The following is a 17,249-nucleotide window of genomic DNA, read 5'->3' on the forward strand; positions in this document are numbered from 1 at the left end:
TTGCACGCCGCCCATGAAAGACACGAGCCGTCTGATCCTCACCTATACGATGGAAGTGTCCCTTCCCGAGCCTTTGCAGAAGATGCCACGCGCCGATCTGGCGCGCATCGTCGATGGTCTGCTCGGCGACGTGGTGCATCAGGGCTTGAAGGCGGTGGCGACGAAGCGCCTGCAGGGTAGCGGCATCATGATCCACAAGATGCAGCACCACGTCGATGTCGAACGGCCCCGGCGCGAGCCGGGTCAGACGATTCCCAAGGAGCTGCTGGTGCGCGCGGCACCGCACCTCACCGACGAGGAGCTCGCCGAGCTGGAGGCGCGCGTGGGCAACGTCCCTTTCCTTGCCGAGGAGGAGCTGGAGAAGCGCTTGCGCACCCAGGCGCTGAAGCTGTGCAACGACGTGCGGCTCGCGCCGGTCGTGGTGCGCGGCGTGCGGCCCAACGACGAGCCGCTCGAAACCGAGGCGCAGCTCAATTTCACCCACGGTTCGGTCTTCTTCGACGAGTCGCAGCGCAACCTGCGGCTGAAGGCGAACGCACCCGTGGAGGTCCTGCTGCCGGGCGCAGAAACGCCCGTTCTCGGCCGCTATCTCGGAACCACCTTGGGTGGACCGGTAGTGGAAGTTCCCCTCCACCTGCTCGCGCCTTATCGCGACTTCCTGCTCGCCGCCTGGCAGGGCGGACGCGGCTGAGCCTCTTCTGCCGCGTAGGGGCCGGGGGCCTTGCGCTCCGTGGTATGCTGCATTTCACCGTCCCTTTGTGGTGAGTTCCACGATGTCGTCCATGAGCCGAAGGAACAGGTCTTTTCATGCGCAGTCGCCCCTGGAGGTGACCGAGCAGTTGGCCACGAATCTGCAGTGTGGCCTGACCCAGGCCGAGGCCGAGCGGCGGCTCGCCGTCCATGGCCCGAACCGCTTGCCGGAAGAGCCGCCCGATCCGGCCTGGCTGCGGCTGCTGCGCCAGTTCCACAATCCCCTGATCTACGTGTTGCTGGTGGCGGGAATCTTGACGGCCTACCTCGGGCACTGGATCGATGCGGCGGTGATCTTCGCGGTGGTGATCGTCTCGGCGGTGCTGGGCGCGCTCCAGGAGGGGAAGGCCCAGCGGGCGCTCGCGGCGGTGAAGTCGATGCTGGCGCAAACCGCGGTGGTGATCCGCGACGGACGGCGGCGTCAGATCGCTGCCGAGGAGCTGGTGCCGGGTGACCTCGTCTTCCTCGAATCGGGGATGGTGGTGCCGGCCGACTTACGTCTGGTTGCCGCGCGCCGGCTGGCCGTGGACGAGGCCGTGCTCACGGGGGAATCGCTGCCGGTGGAGAAGGATCCGGAGCCCGTCGACGAGGCGGCTCCGCTCGCTGAGCGACGCTGCATGGCCTACAGCGGCACCACGGTGGTGCGTGGCCAGGGCCTGGGGGTGGTGGTAGCCACGGGCGGGGACAGCGAGCTCGGGCGCATCGGCAAGCTGGTGGCCAGCGTCTCGCGGCTGGAAACGCCGCTCACCCGCCGCTTGACGCGGTTCGCCCAGGGTGCGGCGGCGGTGATCGTGGGCGTGTCGGCGCTGCTCTTCGCCTGGGCCTATTGGGGGCTGGGGCAGCCGCTCGACGAGATCTTCCTTGCGGTGGTGGGGATCGCGGTGGCGGCCATCCCCGAGGGATTGCCGGCCATCGTCACCATCATCCTGGCAATCGGCGGACAGCGATTGGCGCAGCACCAGGCCATCGTGCGCCGCCTGCCGGCGGTGGAGACGCTCGGATCGGTCACCGTGATCTGCACCGACAAGACGGGGACGCTGACGCGCAACCAGCTCACCGTCACCTCGGTGCTGCTGCCGCACGACAGCGTGGAGGTGTCGGGTTCGGGCTATGAGCCGACGGGAGCGTTCCTGCGCGACGGACGCCCGCGGCTGCCGGAGAGCGTGCGCGGCCTGGTGCGGCTTGCACGCGCCTCGCTGCTGTGCAACGACGCCGCGCTCCATGCGGATGCCGAAGGGCACTGGCATGGCGAAGGGGACCCGCTCGAAGTCGCCCTCATGAGCATGGCGCTGAAGGCGGGGCTGGACCCAGAGCGCGAGCGCCGCTGCTGGCCGCGGGTCGACCTGATCCCCTTCGAGCCGGAACGGCGCTGGATGGCGACGCTCAATCGCGATCATCACGGGAATCACGTGATTTTTCTCAAAGGGGCACCCGAAGTGGTGTTGGCGCACTGCTACAGCGATGCCGACGGCCAGCCGCTCGACATGGCCGGCTGGGGAGAGCGGCTGATGCGCGAAGCGGCCAAGGGGCGGCGGATGATCGCGCTCGCCTGGAAACGGCTGTCCAGTCCCAAGGAGGCGCTGAGTCTGGAGGACGTCAACGGCGGCTTTGCCCTGCTGGGCGTAGTGGGGCTGGAGGATCCGCCGCGGCCGGAAGCGAAGGAGGCGATCCGCGAGTGCCACGAGGCCGGCATCCGGGTGCTGATGATCACGGGCGATCACCCGGTCACGGCCCAGGCGATCGGGCAGATGCTGGGACTGCGCGCCGAGGCGCCCCTCACCGGCGTGGAGATCGAACGGCTCGACGACGCGGCCCTGGGCGCGCGCATCGCCGAGACGGACGTCGTCGCACGGGCCGCGCCGGAGCACAAGCTGCGTCTGGTGCGGGTGCTGCAGGGGCAGGGCCACATCGTGGCCATGACCGGCGACGGGGCCAACGACGCGCCGGCGCTGCAGGCGGCCGACATCGGAGTGGCCATGGGCAAGCGCGGCACCGATGCGGCGCGTCAGGCTTCGGCCATGGTGCTCGCCGACGACAACTTCGCCACCATCGCCCAGGCCGTGCGCTGGGGGCGCGTGGCCTACGACAACATCAAGAAGGCGCTGCTCTTCGTGCTGCCGACGAATGTGGCGCAGGCGTTGGTCGTGGCGATCGCGCTGGCGGCGGGCTGGTCGCTGCCGATCTCGGCCACGCAGATCCTGTGGGTGAACCTGGTGACGGCGGTGACGCTGGCGATCGCCGTGGCGTTCGAGATGCCGGAACCGGACGTGATGCAGCGCCCGCCGCGCCCGCCGGTCGAGCCTTTGGTCACGGGGGCCATGGCGTGGCGCGTCGTCTTCATCGGCGTGCTGATCTGCCTCTTGTCCTACGGCGCCTACGGTATCTCCCTCGTGCGCGAGCTCGGCGAGGACTTCGCCCGCACGGCGGCCACGCATACGCTGGTGTGCGCCGAAGTGGTCTATCTCTTCAGCTGCCGGCGCTTCGTCGCGAGCGGCTGGAGCCTGGAAGTCCTGCGGGGCAATCCGGCGCTGTGGCCGGTGATCGGGGTGCTGGCGCTGCTGCAGCTGGCTTTCATCTATGCCCCGCCGCTGCAGCTGCTCTTTCGCACCGCGGCGCTCGATGCCTTTGCCTGGGCGTATGCGCTCGCCGGGGCGCTGGCGGCTTTCGCGGTGGTCGAAGTGGAAAAGGCCGTGTTGCGGCGCATGGGGCGCGTCGCCCTGTGAGCGGCGGCGCGCTCAGCCGGCCGAAAGGCGCTCGAGCGCCTCGATCACCCGCTCGGCTGCGCTGAAGCCGGTCTGGGCCGCGATTTCCACCATGCAGGTAGGGCTGGTGACGTTGATCTCGGTGAGCCGTCCGCCGATGAGGTCGAGCCCCACGATCAAAAGCCCCCGCTGCCACAGGATGGGCGCGAGCGCCTCGGCCACTTCCCGCTCGGCCTCGGTGAGCGGCACGGCCACGCCGCGTCCGCCCGCGGCGAGGTTGCCGCGCGTCTCGCCGGGCTTGGGGATGCGGGCGAGCGCATAGGGCATCACTTGCCCGGCGATCACGAGCACCCGTTTGTCGCCGTCGCGGATCTGCGGCAGGTATTCCTGGGCCATGATGGTACGGTGCCCGTGGTGCGTCAGCGTCTCGACGATCACGTAGCGGTTGTGGTCCTCGCGATGCACGCGGAAAATCTGGCTTCCGCCCATGCCGTCGAGCGGCTTGAGGATCACGTCGCCCAGAGCGTCGATGAAGGCGTGGATGCGCTCGGGGTCGCGCGCCACCATCGTGGCGGGCGTAAACTGTGGGAATTCCAGGATGGAGAGTTTCTCCGAATGGTCTCGGATCGCCCGCGGCCGGTTCCAGACGCGGGCCCCTTGCGCCTCGGCGCGCTCCAGCAGCCAGGTGGCGGTGAGGTATTCGAAGTCGAAGGGCGGATCCTGGCGCATGAGGAGGGCGTCGAATTGGTCGGCGCGCACGCGCGCTTCGGAGACGACCTCGTACCAGGCGCCGGCTCCACCGTCGGTCAGCGCGATGAGCTGAGTCGAGAGCCACACGGCGCCTTCTTCCCAGCAAAGTCCCTCGCGCTGGCAGGTCCAGATCTCGTGGCCGCGCGCCTGGGCGGCGCGCATCATGGCAATCGACGAATCCTTCGTCACTTTCAGCTTGGGCAGAGGGTCGACGAGAAAGGCGAGTTTCATGCCGTATCTCCTTCCGCGCCGAAACGGGCGACGAGTTCCTCGATCTCGATGGCGGCGGCGAGCAAGCCCAGGCGCGCCACCACGCCGTAGGCGTAGAAACGGTTGGGTTCGGCGTCGGGGGCGAGGCCCGAGTCGGGCAGCGAGCAGCTCGCCGCGAAGCGCAGCGGCTCGAAGTGCATGCCCGGCGCGTTGAGGTTCTCGTCGGGGCCGCGTTCGGTGTGTACCCGGTAGAATCCGCCCACCACGTAATGATCGATCATATAGACGACCGGTTCGCACACCGCCTCGCCCAGGCGCTCGAACGTGGGCACGCCTTCCTGCACGATCACCTGGTGCACTTCCAGTCCTTCCTTCACCTTGGCCATCTTGTTGCGCTGCCGCCGCGAGAGCTCGCGCAGCTCGGCCGGGTCCTTGACCGTCATCACGCCCATGCCGTAGGTGCCGGCGTCGGCCTTGACGACGAGGAAAGGCTCCTGGTCGATGCCGCGGGCGGCGTAGGCGGCGCGGATTTCGGCGAAGAGCTCGGCGGCGGTGTCGGCGAGCCGGTCTTCCCCTTCCTTGCTCTGGAAATCCAGGCCGGACACGACGCGGTGCGCCGGAATGAGGTACCAGGGATCGAGTCCGATCGCCTCGGCGAAGTCGGTGGCGACGCGGGCGTAGATCTCGGCGTGGTGCGATTTGCGCCGCGTGTGCCAGCCCGCCACCAGGGGAGGGATCACGTTCTGCTCGCTGAGTCCGCGCAGAATCGGTGGCACGCCGGCCGAGAGGTCGTTGTTGAGCAGGATGGCGCAGGGGTCGAAGTCGGCGAGCCCCAACCGGTTTCCGCGGCGCACCAAGGGCTCGACGAGCACGCGCTCGCCCTCGGCCGCTTCGAGCTCGGTGGGGGCAGTGATTTCCGGCAAGAGCGAGCCGATGCGAACTTCCAGCCCGGCCAGGCGCAGGATGCGCTGCAGGCGGGCGATATTCAGGAGATACCAGCGGTTGCGCGTGTGGTTCTCGGGGATGAGCAGCAGGCGCTTGGCTTCGGGGCAGACGCGTTCGATCGCCACCTGGGCTGCCTGCACCGCCAGCGGCAGGAAGTCGTCGGAGAGGTTGTTGAATCCGCCGGGAAAGAGGTTGAGATCGACCGGGGCGAGCTTGAAGCCGGCGTTGCGCAGGTCGGTGGAGGCGTAGAAAGGAGGCGTATGCTCGCAAAAGCCGCCGCGGAACCATTGTTCGATCGCCGGCAATTCTTCGAGGAACTGGCGCTCGATGGCGAGCAGTGGCCCGGTGAGGGCGGTCGTGAGGTGAGGCACCGTCATGAAGGGCATCCTTGCAGAGGGTTCGTCCGCGATTGTACCGGTTACGCCGCGTCGTCACACTGCCCGGGGAGGAATCGGGTAAAGGAAGCGGGTAGCGGTGCGCGCTCCAGGCTGCGCTGCGAAAAGAGAAAGCGCCCGTCGCACACGAATCCGAGTTCGGCCCAGGGGACCTCGTCGTTGAGCGCGGCGGCGAGCGCATCGACGTCGAGCTGCGGATCGTGGGGAAAGATCGCCAGCACGCTGCCGTCCCAGTCGCGGCAGGGGTGGACGAAGAAGGGACGCGGGGCGCGGGTGCGACCGTTCACGTACACCCGCGGCGCGTCGCTTTCTCGATGGGTGCGCCCCCATTCCCACCAGTTATGTTCATCGAAATTCCGCACGCGCCGCGCAAGGAGCCGCTCGCGAAAGGGGAGAAGCTCGACGGGTGGCGGTTCGCCGGGACGCACGAAGCGCATGGGTCGGGTTCGGCCATCGCGCACGGTGGAGGAACAGACGAATTCGCGGTTCGCCCAGCGCGGGTCGGCGTAGATCTCGTCCGCTCCCGAGACGGCACCGACGCACACCCGTGCGATCTGCGACAGGCGTAGGGGGTACGTGCCGCGCACGAAGGCCAGATGCCCGTCGTGTTCGAGCACGGTGCGCGCTTCCCACGGCGGCGGGGCCTCGTCTTCGGGGGCGGGCAGAACGGCGGCGAGCGCCGCGAGCCGCTCCTGCCAGCCGGCCTCCCGACCCAGCTCGGCATAGCGCAGCGTGTGCGCCCGCCGGCCGCGCTCGAAGCGCCAGATGAGGCAGTTGGGCACGGCCCCGGCAAAGAGGCGCGCATCGCCCGTGTCGATCACTTCGGTGAAGCTTCCTTCGGTGAGCAACCAGCGGTTGAGCCGTCGGGCGGCGGTGGCTTTGAGGAAATCGCGCGGGGTGATGAAGATGAGTTCGCCGCCCGGTTCGAGGTGGCGCACCGCTTTCTCGATGAAGTGCAGGTAGAGATTGGCATGCCCGTCGAGCAGGTGGCTATCGAGCCGCGCAGCGGTCTCCGGCAGCACGTCGCGGCGGCGCACATAGGGCGGATTGCCGATGATGGTGTCGAACTTCTCGTGCTCGGGCAGGGCGAAAAAATCGAGGCGGCACGCCCGCGGCGGACACACGCGCGGGTCGAGTTCGCAAGCGAGGGCACCGGGTTCGAGAAAGCGCAGGAAGGCACCATCGCCGCAGGCAGGCTCCAGGACGCGCCCCTGGCGGCGGCGCAGGCGCAGCATGGCGCGCACCACGGGCTCGGGCGTGAACACCTGCCCCAGCGCGTCCGGCGGAATTTCTTCTATCATGGAGCGGGATGATAGCCGATTCCGCAGCCCTGCCGCAGGAGGACAGAATGCACGATAGCGCTTGGATGACGTGCGATTCCGCCGGCCGCCGGCCAATGACGCGGCGCGAGGTGCTCAAGCTGCTGGGCGCAAGCCTGACCGCGCCGCTTTTTTCTGGCTGCGCCACTTCGCCCATCACCGGTGAGACCATCTTCGTCGGCATGAGCGAAGCGCAGGAAATCGCGCTCGACCGGAAGCTGGCGCCGCAGCAGTTCTCGCAGGATCTGGGGCCGATCCAGCAGGCGTCGGTCAATGCCTATGTGGGCGAGGTGGGCGCGAGGGTGCATGCGGTGAGCCACCGGCCGCACCTGCCCTATTCGTATCGGGGCCTGAATGCGAATTACCTCAACGCCTACACTTTCCCCGCCGGATCGGTCGGTGTGACGCGAGCCCTGCTGGTGCGGCTCGACGATGAAGCGCAGCTCGCGGCGGTGCTCGGCCACGAGATCGGCCACGTCAACGCGCGCCACTCGGCGCAGCAGCAGGCCAAGGCGATGCTGGCGCAGGTGGCGCTCACCGCGCTCGATGCGGCCACGAGCAGGAGCGAGTGGGGGCAGCTGCTGGTACAGGGCGGCGCGCTCGGGGCGAGCGCCCTGCTCGCCTCTTATTCGCGCGAACAGGAGCGGGAGGCGGATTACCTCGGGCAGCGCTACCTGGTGCTCGCGGGCTACCCGGCAAGCGCCATGGTGCGCTTGCATCAGGTGCTGCTCGAAGAAGAAAAGAACCAGCCCGGGCTGCTCGAGACGATGTTTTCGACGCACCCCATGACGCAGGAGCGGATCCAGCGGGCGCAGTGGCTGTCCGAGACCGAGTTCGCCGACGGCGAGCGTTTTCCCGTCCAGCGCGAGCGCTTCATGGACCGCACGGCACCGTTGCGCGCGCTGCGACCGACCATCGAGCGCTGCGGCCGCGGGGAGGAGGCGATGGGGGCGAAAAAGCTCACCGAGGCCGAGCAGCACTTCCGCGAGGCGATCACACTCACGCCGGACGATTACGCCGCCAACCTGCGCCTGGCGCAGACCCTGCTCGCACGCGGCCGGCTCGACGAGGCGCGTTCCTATGCCGAGCATGCCCGCGCCGTCTATCCCCAGGAAGCGCAGGCGCACAAGGTACTGGCCGCCGCCGCCCTGCAGCAGCGCCGCTACGAGGAGGCTCTGGTTGCGCTGGATGCCTACGACCGCTTGCTGCCGGGGGATGCTGGCATCACCTTTCTGCGCGGCGTCTCGCTCGAGGGGCTGGGGCGGCGGCAGGAAGCGGCGCGCCTCTACGCCGACGTGCTGCAGCGCAGCGGCGGCCAGGGTCAGGCGGCGACCTATGCCCGGCAGCGTCTGCGGCAGTGGGGCTATTTGAGATGAACGATCGTTCGAAATCCGTTTCGAACGAATGTTAGAATCGAACGGCACATTTCATTCCGCTCAGGAGAAGACCATGCCCGTTCCCGCCGCCTTCACAGGGCGTTTCCGTGTGCCGGTGATCGCCGCGCCCATGTTCCTCGTCTCCGGTCCCGAGCTCGTCATCGCCTGCTGCACCTCGGGCGTGGCCGGCACCTTCCCTTCGCTCAACGCCCGGCCGGCAAGCGAGCTCGAGGTCTGGCTTTCGCGCATCGAGGAGACGCTGGCGGCCTTCCAGCGCGAGCATCCCGACCGGCCCTGCGGACCCTACGGGGTGAACCTCATCGTGCACCACACCAATTCCCGCCTGCAGGAGGATCTGGCCTGCATCGTGGCGCACCGCGTGCCTTTCGTCATTACCAGCCTGGGTAATCCCAAGGACATCGTGGAGGCGGTGCATGGCTACGGCGGGCTCGTGTTCCACGACGTGATCCGGGCGCGGCACGCGCGCAAGGCGATCGAGGCGGGGGTCGATGGCATCATCGCCGTGTGCGCCGGCGCAGGCGGGCATGCCGGCACGCAGAGCCCTTTCAGCCTGGTGCGCGAGATCCGCGAATTCTGGGAGGGGACCTTGATCCTTGCCGGGGCGATTTCCGACGGCTACGGCGTGCGCGCGGCCGAAGTGCTTGGAGCCGACTTCGCCTATCTCGGCACGCGCTTCATCGCCACGGAGGAGTCGATGGCGCCCCAGCCGTACAAGGAGATGCTGTTGCAGGCGCGCGCCGATGACGTGGTCTATACCGACGCGATCTCGGGGGTCAATGCCAACTTCCTCTGGCCCAGCCTGGAAGCGGCCGGGCTCACGCCCGAGAAACTGCGGCAGCTCGCGGGCAAAGGGAAGCTGCACGACATCGGTTCTGAGGTGCGCGCCTGGCGCGACGTATGGAGCGCAGGGCACGGCGTGTCGCTCATCCACGAAGTGGTGCCGACGGCGGCTCTCGTCGAGCGGCTCGCGCGCGAATACGAGGCGGCCTGCGCCCTGCCGCGCAGCCCGGCGCTCGCGCGCTGATTCAGCGAGAGGGGCGGGAGGTTTTGCTGGCTTCCCGCTCGGTCGCCGTCGCCGTTTCTTCGCCTCTTTCTTCCTGCGCGAGCGCCGCTTCGAGCGGCGGGTGCAGCTTCACTGGCCGCTGGGCCATCTTCTGCCGCAGGCGGATGTTGAGCATCTCGACGCCGGCCGAGAAGGCCATGGCGAAATAGACGTAGCCCTTGGGCACGTGCAGGCCGAAGCTCTCGGCAATGAGCAGCACGCCGATCACCACGAGAAAGCTCAGCGCCAGCATCTTGATGGTGGGGTGACGCTCGATGAAGGCGCTGATCGCGCCGGCGGTGAACATCATCACGACCACGGCGACGACGATGGCAGCGATCATCACTGGGATCTGGTTGACGAGCCCCACGGCGGTGATGACCGAGTCGAGCGAGAAGACGATGTCGATGAGGGCGATCTGGGTGACGATGACGGCGAAATTGGCATGTACCCGCGCCACGCCGTGCTCGTCGCTGCCTTCCAGCGCTGCGTGGATCTCCATCGTGCTCTTCCACAGCAGGAAGAGGCCGCCGCCCAGCAGGATCAGGTCGCGCCCGGAAAAGTCGTTCCCCAGCACGGTGAAGAGCGGGTCGGTGAGCCGCATCATCCAGGAGAGCGTGAGCAGCAGCGCGATGCGCGTGCCCATGGCCAGCGCCAGCCCGATGAAGCGGGCCGAGGCCTGGCGCGCCGGCGGCAGGCGCCCGACGAGGATGGCGATCATGATGATGTTGTCGACGCCGAGCACGATCTCGAGCGCGGTGAGGGTGAGGAAGGCGATCCACAAGCCGGGGTCGAGCAGGGCTTCCATGGGCACAGGGTTTCCGCGTGGGGCAATGGTTGCATTATAAATGTTCCCCTTTCGCAGCGGCACCTTTTCGCTAGAATGAGGGGACCGCGGCTCGTAGTGCCGCGTTCGATGGAGTCGATCATGCTGTGGGGTCTCACGGCCTTGCTGGCGTTGCAGCTCGCCGGTGAAGTGGTGGTGCGCTTCTTCCACTGGCCGGTGCCGGGGCCGGTGATGGGCTTGGTGTTCGCGCTCGCGCTCTTCTTGCCGCTGGGGCGGGTGCCCAAACCGGTAGAAGAGGCAGGGGGGACGCTGCTGCGCCACCTCTCGCTGCTCTTCGTGCCGGCGGGGGTGGGGGTGGTGGCACACTGGGAGCGCCTGCAGCAGTCCTGGCTGGTGCTCGGCGTGGTGCTGCTGGTGAGCACGCTCCTGGGGCTGGCGGTGTCGGCCTGGGTGTTCGAACGGCTGGCAGGAGGGGAAGATGCCCTTTGAAGCGATCGCACCCTGGCGCGAGCTGTGGGTGTATCTGTCGGCCACGCCGCTCTTCAGCCTGACGATCACGCTGGCGGTGTATCTCGTCTGGGAATGGGTGCATCGGCGGGCCGGCCTGCATCCGCTGCTCAACCCCGTCGCCTGGAGCATCGCCACCCTCGGGGCGCTGCTCTTGGGTTCCGGCCTGCCTTATCCAGCCTATTTCGCCGGGGCGCAGTTCATCCACTTCCTCTTGGGCCCGGCCACCGTGGCCCTGGCGATTCCGCTCTTTCACCAGCGCCGCCGCGTAGCGGCGCACGCCAAGGCGGTGGCAGTGGCGCTCGTGGCCGGTTCAGTGACGGCCGCCGGCAGCGCCGTGGCTCTGGGTGCGGCGCTGGGATTGGACGCGACCATGCTGCGCACGCTCGCGCCCAAGTCGGTGACGAGCCCGATCGCCATGGCGGTGAGCGAGCAGATGGGCGGCATCCCGGCGCTCGCGGCGGTGTTCGTCATTGTCACCGGCATCCTCGGTGCGCTCTTCGGGCCGCTGCTCTTCGCGGCGATGCGGGTGCGCTCTTCCGCAGCCAAGGGCCTGGCGCTGGGGGTAGTCACGCACGGCATCGGCACGGCCCGAGCCATGCAGATCGATCCGGTGGCCGGCGCGTTCGCCGCCCTGGGGATGGGGCTGAACGGGGTGGTGACGGCGGTGGTGTTGCCGTGGCTAGGGTGAGAGGGGAATCGTGCCGACCATCAGCATGTTCTATGGATTGATCGTCCGAATGCTGTATATAGACGTACAGTAGCACCATTTGCCGCACTTGCATGTCGAATATCAGGGCGAAGAGGCGGTGGTGAGCATTCCGGAAGGGGAATTGCTCGAGGGAAGTCTGCCACCGAAAAAATTGCGCATCCTTCAGGCATGGATTGCGATTCACGAAGAAGAACTGATGGCTGATTGGGCGCTGGCGACGCGTGGCGAGCCTGTCTTCCCCATCGATCCGCTGAAGTGAGGAAAACGTCATGGTGCGAGTACGTTCCGTCGAGATCGAGCCGAATTTCCATCTGCGGCTTACCTTTACCAACGGTGAGACACGGTGTTTCGACATGCGCCCCTATCTCGATCTTCCTGTGTTTCGCCGGCTGCGCGATCCGGCGTTCTTTGCCCTGGCGCACGTCGAGTACGGCACCGTGGTCTGGCCGGGGGCAATCGATATCGCCCCCGAAACGCTCTACGAACGTTCTATGGCGGTGGTACGGACGGAGACATCGCATCATGCCTGAATGTAGCCACGCGATTGCGCTGAAAGTAAGTCGATGAGCAAACGGGAAACGGCCGGCGGCGCCGGCGAGCGGGTGCGCCTGGACAAGTGGCTGTGGGCGGCGCGGTTCTTCAAGACGCGCACGCTGGCGCAGGAGGCGATCGAGGGCGGTCACGTCAAGGTGCAGGGGGCGCGGGCCAAGCCCTCGCACGAGGTGAAGCCGGGCGAGCGGCTCACCATCACCATCGGCGAATACGTCTGGGAGATCACGGTAAAGGCGCTGTCGGCGCGCCGCGGGCCGGCGAGCGAGGCGCGGCTCCTCTACGAGGAGGATCCGGCAAGCCTCGCGCGGCGGCAGGAGGCGGTGGCGCGCAAGCGGGAACGGCGCGAGCCGCGCGTGCGCGGGGACGCGGTGGATAGGGCGAAGCTGCGCGCCCTCAAGCGCGGCGGCTGACTCAGGGAGCGGACGCCGGCGTTTCGCTGGCTGCTGGGGGTGCGTTCGGGGCTGCTTCTTTTTCGGTGGCGGGCTGCGTCCCCTCCGCCGTGCCCTGCTTCTCGGCGCGCGCCCGTTCACGGGCCTCTTTTTCCGCCTTCTTGCGCTCGATTTCGATCTGGCGTGCCTGGATTTCGAGCTGACGGGCCTTTTGCAGCATCTCGAGGCGCTTTTCGTGGGCTTCGTCGATGCAGGCGTTGACGAGGAAGCGCTTCTGGCACTCGATGCGGGCGCGGTCGACGATCTCGTCGGCTTCGCGGCGCAGCTGCCGCGCTTCTTCGCGCATGCGCTTGACTTCGTCGTCGGTCGTGGCGACGGTGGCGGCGACGGCGGACAATCCGAGAATGAAAAGGCCGATGAACGCGAGAGAGCGGCTCATGGAAGGATGGGCGACGGAAGAATGCGATATTCTACCCCTTCTTCACGAAAGGGGAACGGGATGCGTGATGGGCCGTGGCTGCGAGGTCTGCGGGACGGGGTTCCCATCGCCCTGGGCTACCTGCCGGTGGGGGTGACCTTCGGGGTGGTGGCCACCCAGCAGGGCATGAGCGCGATGGAAGCCACGCTCACCTCGATCATCGTCTATTCCGGAGCGGCGCAGTTCATGCTGGTGGGGCTGCTCGCGGCAGGAACGCCGATGGCGCTGACCGTCGGCTTGTGCCTGCTGCTCAACGCCCGTCATGCGCTCTACGGCCCGGCGATCGCGGCCTATCTACCGGCAAGCCCCTCGCGTCTGTCTGCTCTGGCTTTCGGGCTCACCGACGAGGTGTTCGCCGTGGCCCTTGGGCGATTACCGGCCCAGCCGGCAGCCCAGCGTCCCTTGTGGCTTGCCGGGGTAGAGGCCATGGCCTACGCGTCGTGGGTAGGCGCGAGCGCGGCCGGAGCGCTCGCCGGCGACTGGATCCGCAGCCATCTGCCGCTGCTCGCCGAATCTTTGCCGATCGCCCTGTCGGCCCTCTTCCTCGTCCTGCTGCTGCCCCATGCCCATGCGGGACGGCGCGGGGCGATCCTGGTGACGGTGGGCGTGGCCGCTGCCTTCGCCTTGGCGCAGCACGCGGCGCTAGGGCTGCTGCTCGCCGCGGTGCTCGGCGCGCTCTTGGCAGGAATCGGGGAGGTGCGATGCGCACGGAAATCCTCTTGATGCTGGTGGCGATCGGCCTGGGGACCTATGCTCTGCGCGCCTTGCCCCTCATCGGGGCGCGCCGGCTCGACCCGGCGGGCAAGGTGTTTCGCACCCTGCAACTCCTGGGGCCGATGCTCATCGCCGCCTTGCTGGGGGTGTCGGTGATCGGCGACGTGCGCGGTCATGGAGCGGGCGGTTGGCTGCCGGAACTGCTCGGCCTGGGAGCGACGCTGGCGGTGCAACGCCGCTTCGGTGGCTTCGTCGCGCCCATTCTCGCCGGCGTGGCGGCCTGCGCGCTCGGTTTGGCCCTGCTGCGCTCGTGGGGTGCCGGAATCGGGTAGAATGCCCCGCTGTCACGCGCTTTGCGGGTAGCCGGGAGTGGCCATGGAACTCGTCTGTCTCGATGTCGAAGGGGTGCTGATCCCCGAGATCTGGATCGCGTTCGCCGAGCGCACGGGGATCGCCGAATTCCGGCGTACCACGCGCGACGAGCCCGATTACGACAAGCTCATGCGCTATCGGCTGGCGCTCTTGGAGCGTCATGGCCTGCGCCTGCCGGACATCGAGGCGGTGATCGCTTCGATGACGCCGCTGCCCGGCGCCAAGGCTTTTCTGGATGCGCTGCGCGAGCGCTACCAGGTGATCCTGCTCTCCGACACTTTCCAGGAATTCGCGCGCCCGCTGATGCGCCAGCTCGGCTGGCCCACCCTGTTCTGCCATTCGCTGGAAGTGGACGACGCCGGCCGCGTGGTGGATTACCGCCTGCGCCTGCCCAATCAGAAACAAGAGGCGGTGCGTCACCTCAAGGCGCTCAATTTCCGCGTCGTGGCCGCCGGGGATTCGTACAACGACACGACCATGCTCGGCGAAGCGCACGCCGGCATCCTCTTTCGCGCCCCAGAGAACGTCGTGCGCGAATTCCCGCAGTTTCCCCACGTCACCGACTACGCCGCCCTGCGCACCCTCATCGACGAATCCTTCGCCCGCCTGCGGGAGCCGGCGCGATGAGCAAGGAGCGGCACTATACGCTCACCGCCTCCTGCCCCGACCGCGTCGGGCTGGTGGCCAAGGTGGCCAGCTTCATCGCCGAGCACGGCGGCTGGATCCTCGAAACCAACCTGCACGCCGAGCCGCCCGGGCCGCTGGCGCCCAGCGGCCGTTTCTTCATGCGCTTCGAGATCCGCGCCGACAGCATCCCGCTCTTGTTGACCGAATTGCGCGAACGCTTCGCCCCGCTGGCCGAGTCGCTGGAGATGGACTGGCGCATCAGCGACTCGGCGGTGAAGAAGCGCGTCGTCATCCTCGTCTCACGCCAGGAACACTGCCTCTATGACCTCCTGTCGCGCTGGCACAGCGGCGAGCTCGACGTGGAGATCCCCTGCGTGATCTCGAATCACGAAGACTTGCGTGGCTTCGTCGAATGGCACGGCATCCCTTTTCTGCACGTGCCGGTGACGCCGGACAACAGGCCGGCGGCCTTCGCCGAGATCCGACGCCTCTTCGAGGAAGTGGGCGGCGACGTGATGGTGCTCGCGCGCTACATGCAGATCCTGCCTCCCGAGCTGTGCCGTGCCTACCCGGCGCGCATCATCAATATCCACCACAGTTTCCTGCCCAGCTTCGTCGGAGCGCGGCCCTACCACCAGGCGTGGGAGCGGGGGGTGAAACTCATCGGGGCTACCTGCCACTACGTCACCGAGGAGCTCGACCAAGGGCCGATCATCGAGCAGGACGTCATCCGCGTCGATCATTCGGATACGGTGGACGACATGGTGCGCTACGGCAAGGACATCGAGAAGACGGTGCTCTCGCGCGGGTTGCGCTATCACCTCGAGGATCGGGTGTTGGTCCACGGCAACAAAACCATCGTGTTTCGCTGAGCTCGGCATCAGGCGCGGGATTTGTGCCGCGCGGCTTGACGCAAGGTGGCGGTTTTACGGCAGAATAGCGCATACGTACGGAGGGGGCCCGACGCCGGCATGGTTCGCCGCGCCGCGGTGCGTTCGATTTTCCATCAACGATAGCGAGGTTTGCGATGAACAAAGGTGAATTCGTCGAAGCATTGGCCGATGCGCTGGGATCCAGCCGCGCCGAGGCCGAGCGGGCGCTCAACGCGGTATTGGAGCTGATCGCCGAGCGTCTGGAGAAAGGCGAGAAAGTGGTGTTCACCGGCTTTGGCTCCTTCGAAGTGACCGAGCGGGGGGCGCGCACGGGTCGCAACCCGCAAACGGGTGCAACCATCCAGATCCCGGCCACTAAGGCGCCGAAATTCTCGCCCGGTGCGGCGCTGAAGAAACGCATCGCCGGCAAGTGATACCCCCTGCGCGGCTCGTCCGCGCTCGGGGGCCTGCGGCGTGTGTGTCCGCAGGCTCTGGACGACCCCGCCGCGGGTCGTCTTTTTTTCAGGGGTTGCCGTGACGACTGCGCTCGATCCGCGCACTGCCCGCCTCATTCCTTGGATCGTCGCCTCGGCGTTCTTCATGCAGACGCTCGACGGCACGATCCTCAACACCGCGCTGCCGGCGATGGCCGCATCGCTGGGCGAGAGCCCCTTGCGCATGCAGGCGGCGGTCATCTCCTACCTGCTGACGGTCGCGCTGCTCACGCCGCTCTCCGGCTGGCTCGCCGACCGTTTCGGCCCGCACCGCGTCTTCATCGTCGCCATCTTCCTCTTTTGCCTCGGGTCGCTTGCCTGTGCGCTTGCGCCCTCCCTTTCCTGGCTCGCGGCCGGGCGCGTGGTGCAGGGTGGAGGCGGGGCATTGATGATGCCGGTGGGGCGGCTCATCATCCTGCGCGGCTACCCTCGTCGGGAGCTGGTGCGCGTGCTCTCCTTCGTGACGATCCCCGGACTGGTGGGGCCGCTCATCGGCCCCACGCTCGGCGGCTGGCTCGTCGAATACGCCAGCTGGCACTGGATCTTCCTCATCAACCTGCCCGTGGGGGCGGTCGGAGCGTGGGCAGCGCATCGCTGGCTGCCGCGGCTCATCCCCGTGGCGCGCGCACCCTTCGACGTGTGGGGGTTCGTGCTGATGGGCGCCTCCATGGTGACGATTTCGCTGGCGCTGGAGGGACTGGGAGAGCTGGCCTTTGCCCATGCGAAAGTAATGCTCCTGCTGGTGGCGGGGCTCGCCTGCCTTGCGGGGTACTGGCTGCATGCCGCACGTCATCCGAGTCCACTCTTCAGCCTGCGGCTCTTCCGCACTCCCACCTTTGCCGTCGGCATTCTTGGCAATCTCTTCGCGCGCCTGGGCAGCGGCGCCATGCCTTTCCTCGTGCCGCTCTTCCTGCAGGTGGGCTTGGGCTACAGCGCGGCGGTCGCCGGCATGACCATGATCCCGATGGCGGCGGCGGCGATCGCGGCCAAGGCCGTCGGCACGTCCTTGATCGCCCGTTTCGGCTATCGCCGGGTTCTCCTCGTCAACACCGCCTTGCTGGGGCTGTCGATGATGGCCTTTGCGCTGATCGACCCTGCACGGCCCGTGGCGCTCCTCTATGCCCTGCTCGTTGTTTTCGGCGCCATCAATTCCCTGCAATTCACGGCCATGAACACGCTCACGCTCATCGATCTGGCGCCGGAGCAGGTTGTGCAACCTTTTTTCTGTAAATTTC

20 protein-coding genes are annotated in these 17,249 nt (G+C 67.6%); 15 read left to right on the forward strand and 5 right to left on the reverse strand.

Going from position 1 to position 17,249, the window contains the following annotated elements; genetic code table 11:
- Positions 1–13 precede the first annotated feature (13 nt).
- Positions 14–691, forward strand: a complete 678-nt coding sequence (locus OA56_RS02805; protein ID WP_055423391.1) for a hypothetical protein — start codon at positions 14–16, stop codon at positions 689–691.
- Positions 692–782: 91 nt separating this feature from the next.
- Entirely contained in the window at positions 783–3,473 is a 2,691-nt protein-coding gene (locus tag OA56_RS02810) for a cation-translocating P-type ATPase (protein WP_072247934.1), read from the forward strand.
- A 12-nt stretch (positions 3,474–3,485) separates the two neighbouring features.
- Here OA56_RS02810 and gshB read toward each other — a convergent pair whose 3' ends face one another.
- Genes gshB through OA56_RS02825 form a run of 3 tightly spaced genes read right to left on the reverse strand, consistent with a single transcriptional unit; the run spans position 3,486 to position 7,053 of the window.
- Positions 3,486–4,433, reverse strand: a complete 948-nt coding sequence (gene gshB, locus OA56_RS02815) for a glutathione synthase (protein ID WP_461583342.1) — start codon at positions 4,431–4,433, stop codon at positions 3,486–3,488.
- On the reverse strand, positions 4,430–5,734 hold the full coding sequence (gene gshA / locus OA56_RS02820; protein ID WP_055423389.1) for a glutamate--cysteine ligase: 1,305 nt from the start codon (positions 5,732–5,734) through the stop codon (positions 4,430–4,432). The genes gshB and gshA overlap by 4 nt, the downstream gene beginning before the upstream one ends.
- A gap of 41 nt (positions 5,735–5,775) precedes the next feature.
- Positions 5,776–7,053: an HsdM family class I SAM-dependent methyltransferase gene (locus tag OA56_RS02825; protein ID WP_461583343.1), complete on the reverse strand. Its 1,278-nt coding sequence runs from the start codon at positions 7,051–7,053 to the stop codon at positions 5,776–5,778.
- A gap of 47 nt (positions 7,054–7,100) precedes the next feature.
- On the opposite strand from OA56_RS02825, the gene OA56_RS02830 reads away from it, so the two are divergent.
- Positions 7,101–8,447: a M48 family metalloprotease gene (locus OA56_RS02830; protein ID WP_461583344.1), complete on the forward strand. Its 1,347-nt coding sequence runs from the start codon at positions 7,101–7,103 to the stop codon at positions 8,445–8,447.
- A 73-nt stretch (positions 8,448–8,520) separates the two neighbouring features.
- Positions 8,521–9,492, forward strand: coding sequence for an NAD(P)H-dependent flavin oxidoreductase (locus OA56_RS02835; protein WP_461583345.1), 972 nt, complete (start codon positions 8,521–8,523; stop codon positions 9,490–9,492).
- A gap of 1 nt (position 9,493) precedes the next feature.
- Here the strand turns inward: OA56_RS02835 and OA56_RS02840 are convergent, their stop codons facing one another.
- Entirely contained in the window at positions 9,494–10,318 is an 825-nt protein-coding gene (locus tag OA56_RS02840) for a TerC family protein (RefSeq protein WP_461583346.1), read from the reverse strand.
- 120 nt (positions 10,319–10,438) lie between these two features.
- Here OA56_RS02840 and OA56_RS02845 point away from each other — a divergent pair, with 120 nt between their 5' ends.
- The 5 genes from OA56_RS02845 to OA56_RS02865 all read left to right on the forward strand — a co-directional run bounded on the left by OA56_RS02845 (position 10,439) and on the right by OA56_RS02865 (position 12,478).
- Positions 10,439–10,786, forward strand: coding sequence for a CidA/LrgA family protein (locus OA56_RS02845; protein WP_461583347.1), 348 nt, complete (start codon positions 10,439–10,441; stop codon positions 10,784–10,786).
- The gene (locus OA56_RS02850) at positions 10,776–11,495 is read left to right on the forward strand and encodes an LrgB family protein (protein WP_461583348.1); all 720 of its coding nucleotides are present in this window, start codon (positions 10,776–10,778) and stop codon (positions 11,493–11,495) included. Before OA56_RS02845 ends, OA56_RS02850 begins: the two co-directional genes overlap by 11 nt.
- Positions 11,496–11,574: 79 nt before the next feature.
- Positions 11,575–11,775 carry a DUF4160 domain-containing protein gene (locus OA56_RS02855; RefSeq protein ID WP_198289016.1) on the forward strand — a complete coding sequence of 67 codons (201 nt, stop codon included), beginning with the start codon at positions 11,575–11,577 and terminating at the stop codon, positions 11,773–11,775.
- A 10-nt stretch (positions 11,776–11,785) separates the two neighbouring features.
- Complete coding sequence (locus OA56_RS02860) at positions 11,786–12,046, forward strand: DUF2442 domain-containing protein (protein WP_055423386.1); 261 nt, start codon at positions 11,786–11,788, stop codon at positions 12,044–12,046.
- A gap of 33 nt (positions 12,047–12,079) precedes the next feature.
- Positions 12,080–12,478, forward strand: coding sequence for an RNA-binding S4 domain-containing protein (locus OA56_RS02865; RefSeq protein ID WP_055423385.1), 399 nt, complete (start codon positions 12,080–12,082; stop codon positions 12,476–12,478).
- 1 nt (position 12,479) lies between these two features.
- Here OA56_RS02865 and OA56_RS02870 read toward each other — a convergent pair whose 3' ends face one another.
- Positions 12,480–12,896, reverse strand: a complete 417-nt coding sequence (locus OA56_RS02870) for a hypothetical protein (protein WP_055423384.1) — start codon at positions 12,894–12,896, stop codon at positions 12,480–12,482.
- Positions 12,897–12,956: 60 nt separating this feature from the next.
- Between OA56_RS02870 and OA56_RS02875 the strand changes: the two genes are divergently transcribed.
- From OA56_RS02875 to OA56_RS02900, 6 genes are all read left to right on the forward strand, one after another.
- Positions 12,957–13,658 (forward strand): AzlC family ABC transporter permease, encoded by a 702-nt coding sequence (locus tag OA56_RS02875; RefSeq protein ID WP_055423383.1) that lies wholly within the window; start codon positions 12,957–12,959, stop codon positions 13,656–13,658.
- Positions 13,637–13,981, forward strand: coding sequence for an AzlD domain-containing protein (locus OA56_RS02880; protein WP_055423382.1), 345 nt, complete (start codon positions 13,637–13,639; stop codon positions 13,979–13,981). Before OA56_RS02875 ends, OA56_RS02880 begins: the two co-directional genes overlap by 22 nt.
- A gap of 43 nt (positions 13,982–14,024) precedes the next feature.
- On the forward strand, positions 14,025–14,648 hold the full coding sequence (gene thrH, locus OA56_RS02885; RefSeq protein WP_055423381.1) for a bifunctional phosphoserine phosphatase/homoserine phosphotransferase ThrH: 624 nt from the start codon (positions 14,025–14,027) through the stop codon (positions 14,646–14,648).
- The gene (gene purU / locus OA56_RS02890; RefSeq protein WP_055423380.1) at positions 14,645–15,520 is read left to right on the forward strand and encodes a formyltetrahydrofolate deformylase; all 876 of its coding nucleotides are present in this window, start codon (positions 14,645–14,647) and stop codon (positions 15,518–15,520) included. The genes thrH and purU overlap by 4 nt, the downstream gene beginning before the upstream one ends.
- Before the next feature lie 155 nt (positions 15,521–15,675).
- Positions 15,676–15,954 (forward strand): HU family DNA-binding protein, encoded by a 279-nt coding sequence (locus OA56_RS02895; RefSeq protein WP_055423379.1) that lies wholly within the window; start codon positions 15,676–15,678, stop codon positions 15,952–15,954.
- A 100-nt stretch (positions 15,955–16,054) separates the two neighbouring features.
- The coding region (locus tag OA56_RS02900) for an MFS transporter (RefSeq protein WP_461583349.1) at positions 16,055–17,249 on the forward strand (1,195 nt) is incomplete at its 3' end.

The sequence above is a fragment of the Tepidiphilus sp. HLB4 genome (assembly GCF_054823945.1).

Coding starts and splice junctions, on each gene's coding strand:
- thrH (WP_055423381.1), top strand. CDS start 14,025: ATGGAACTCGTCTGTCTCGATGTCGAAGGGGTGCTGATCCCCGAGATC.
- OA56_RS02895 (WP_055423379.1), top strand. CDS start 15,676: ATGAACAAAGGTGAATTCGTCGAAGCATTGGCCGATGCGCTGGGATCC.
- purU (WP_055423380.1), top strand. CDS start 14,645: ATGAGCAAGGAGCGGCACTATACGCTCACCGCCTCCTGCCCCGACCGC.
- gshA (WP_055423389.1), bottom strand. CDS start 5,734: ATGACGGTGCCTCACCTCACGACCGCCCTCACCGGGCCACTGCTCGCC.
- gshB (WP_461583342.1), bottom strand. CDS start 4,433: ATGAAACTCGCCTTTCTCGTCGACCCTCTGCCCAAGCTGAAAGTGACG.
- OA56_RS02880 (WP_055423382.1), top strand. CDS start 13,637: ATGCGCACGGAAATCCTCTTGATGCTGGTGGCGATCGGCCTGGGGACC.
- OA56_RS02835 (WP_461583345.1), top strand. CDS start 8,521: ATGCCCGTTCCCGCCGCCTTCACAGGGCGTTTCCGTGTGCCGGTGATC.
- OA56_RS02810 (WP_072247934.1), top strand. CDS start 783: ATGAGCCGAAGGAACAGGTCTTTTCATGCGCAGTCGCCCCTGGAGGTG.
- OA56_RS02870 (WP_055423384.1), bottom strand. CDS start 12,896: ATGAGCCGCTCTCTCGCGTTCATCGGCCTTTTCATTCTCGGATTGTCC.
- OA56_RS02875 (WP_055423383.1), top strand. CDS start 12,957: ATGCGTGATGGGCCGTGGCTGCGAGGTCTGCGGGACGGGGTTCCCATC.
- OA56_RS02845 (WP_461583347.1), top strand. CDS start 10,439: ATGCTGTGGGGTCTCACGGCCTTGCTGGCGTTGCAGCTCGCCGGTGAA.
- OA56_RS02860 (WP_055423386.1), top strand. CDS start 11,786: ATGGTGCGAGTACGTTCCGTCGAGATCGAGCCGAATTTCCATCTGCGG.
- OA56_RS02850 (WP_461583348.1), top strand. CDS start 10,776: ATGCCCTTTGAAGCGATCGCACCCTGGCGCGAGCTGTGGGTGTATCTG.
- OA56_RS02825 (WP_461583343.1), bottom strand. CDS start 7,053: ATGATAGAAGAAATTCCGCCGGACGCGCTGGGGCAGGTGTTCACGCCC.
- OA56_RS02830 (WP_461583344.1), top strand. CDS start 7,101: ATGCACGATAGCGCTTGGATGACGTGCGATTCCGCCGGCCGCCGGCCA.
- OA56_RS02840 (WP_461583346.1), bottom strand. CDS start 10,318: ATGGAAGCCCTGCTCGACCCCGGCTTGTGGATCGCCTTCCTCACCCTC.
- OA56_RS02805 (WP_055423391.1), top strand. CDS start 14: ATGAAAGACACGAGCCGTCTGATCCTCACCTATACGATGGAAGTGTCC.
- OA56_RS02865 (WP_055423385.1), top strand. CDS start 12,080: ATGAGCAAACGGGAAACGGCCGGCGGCGCCGGCGAGCGGGTGCGCCTG.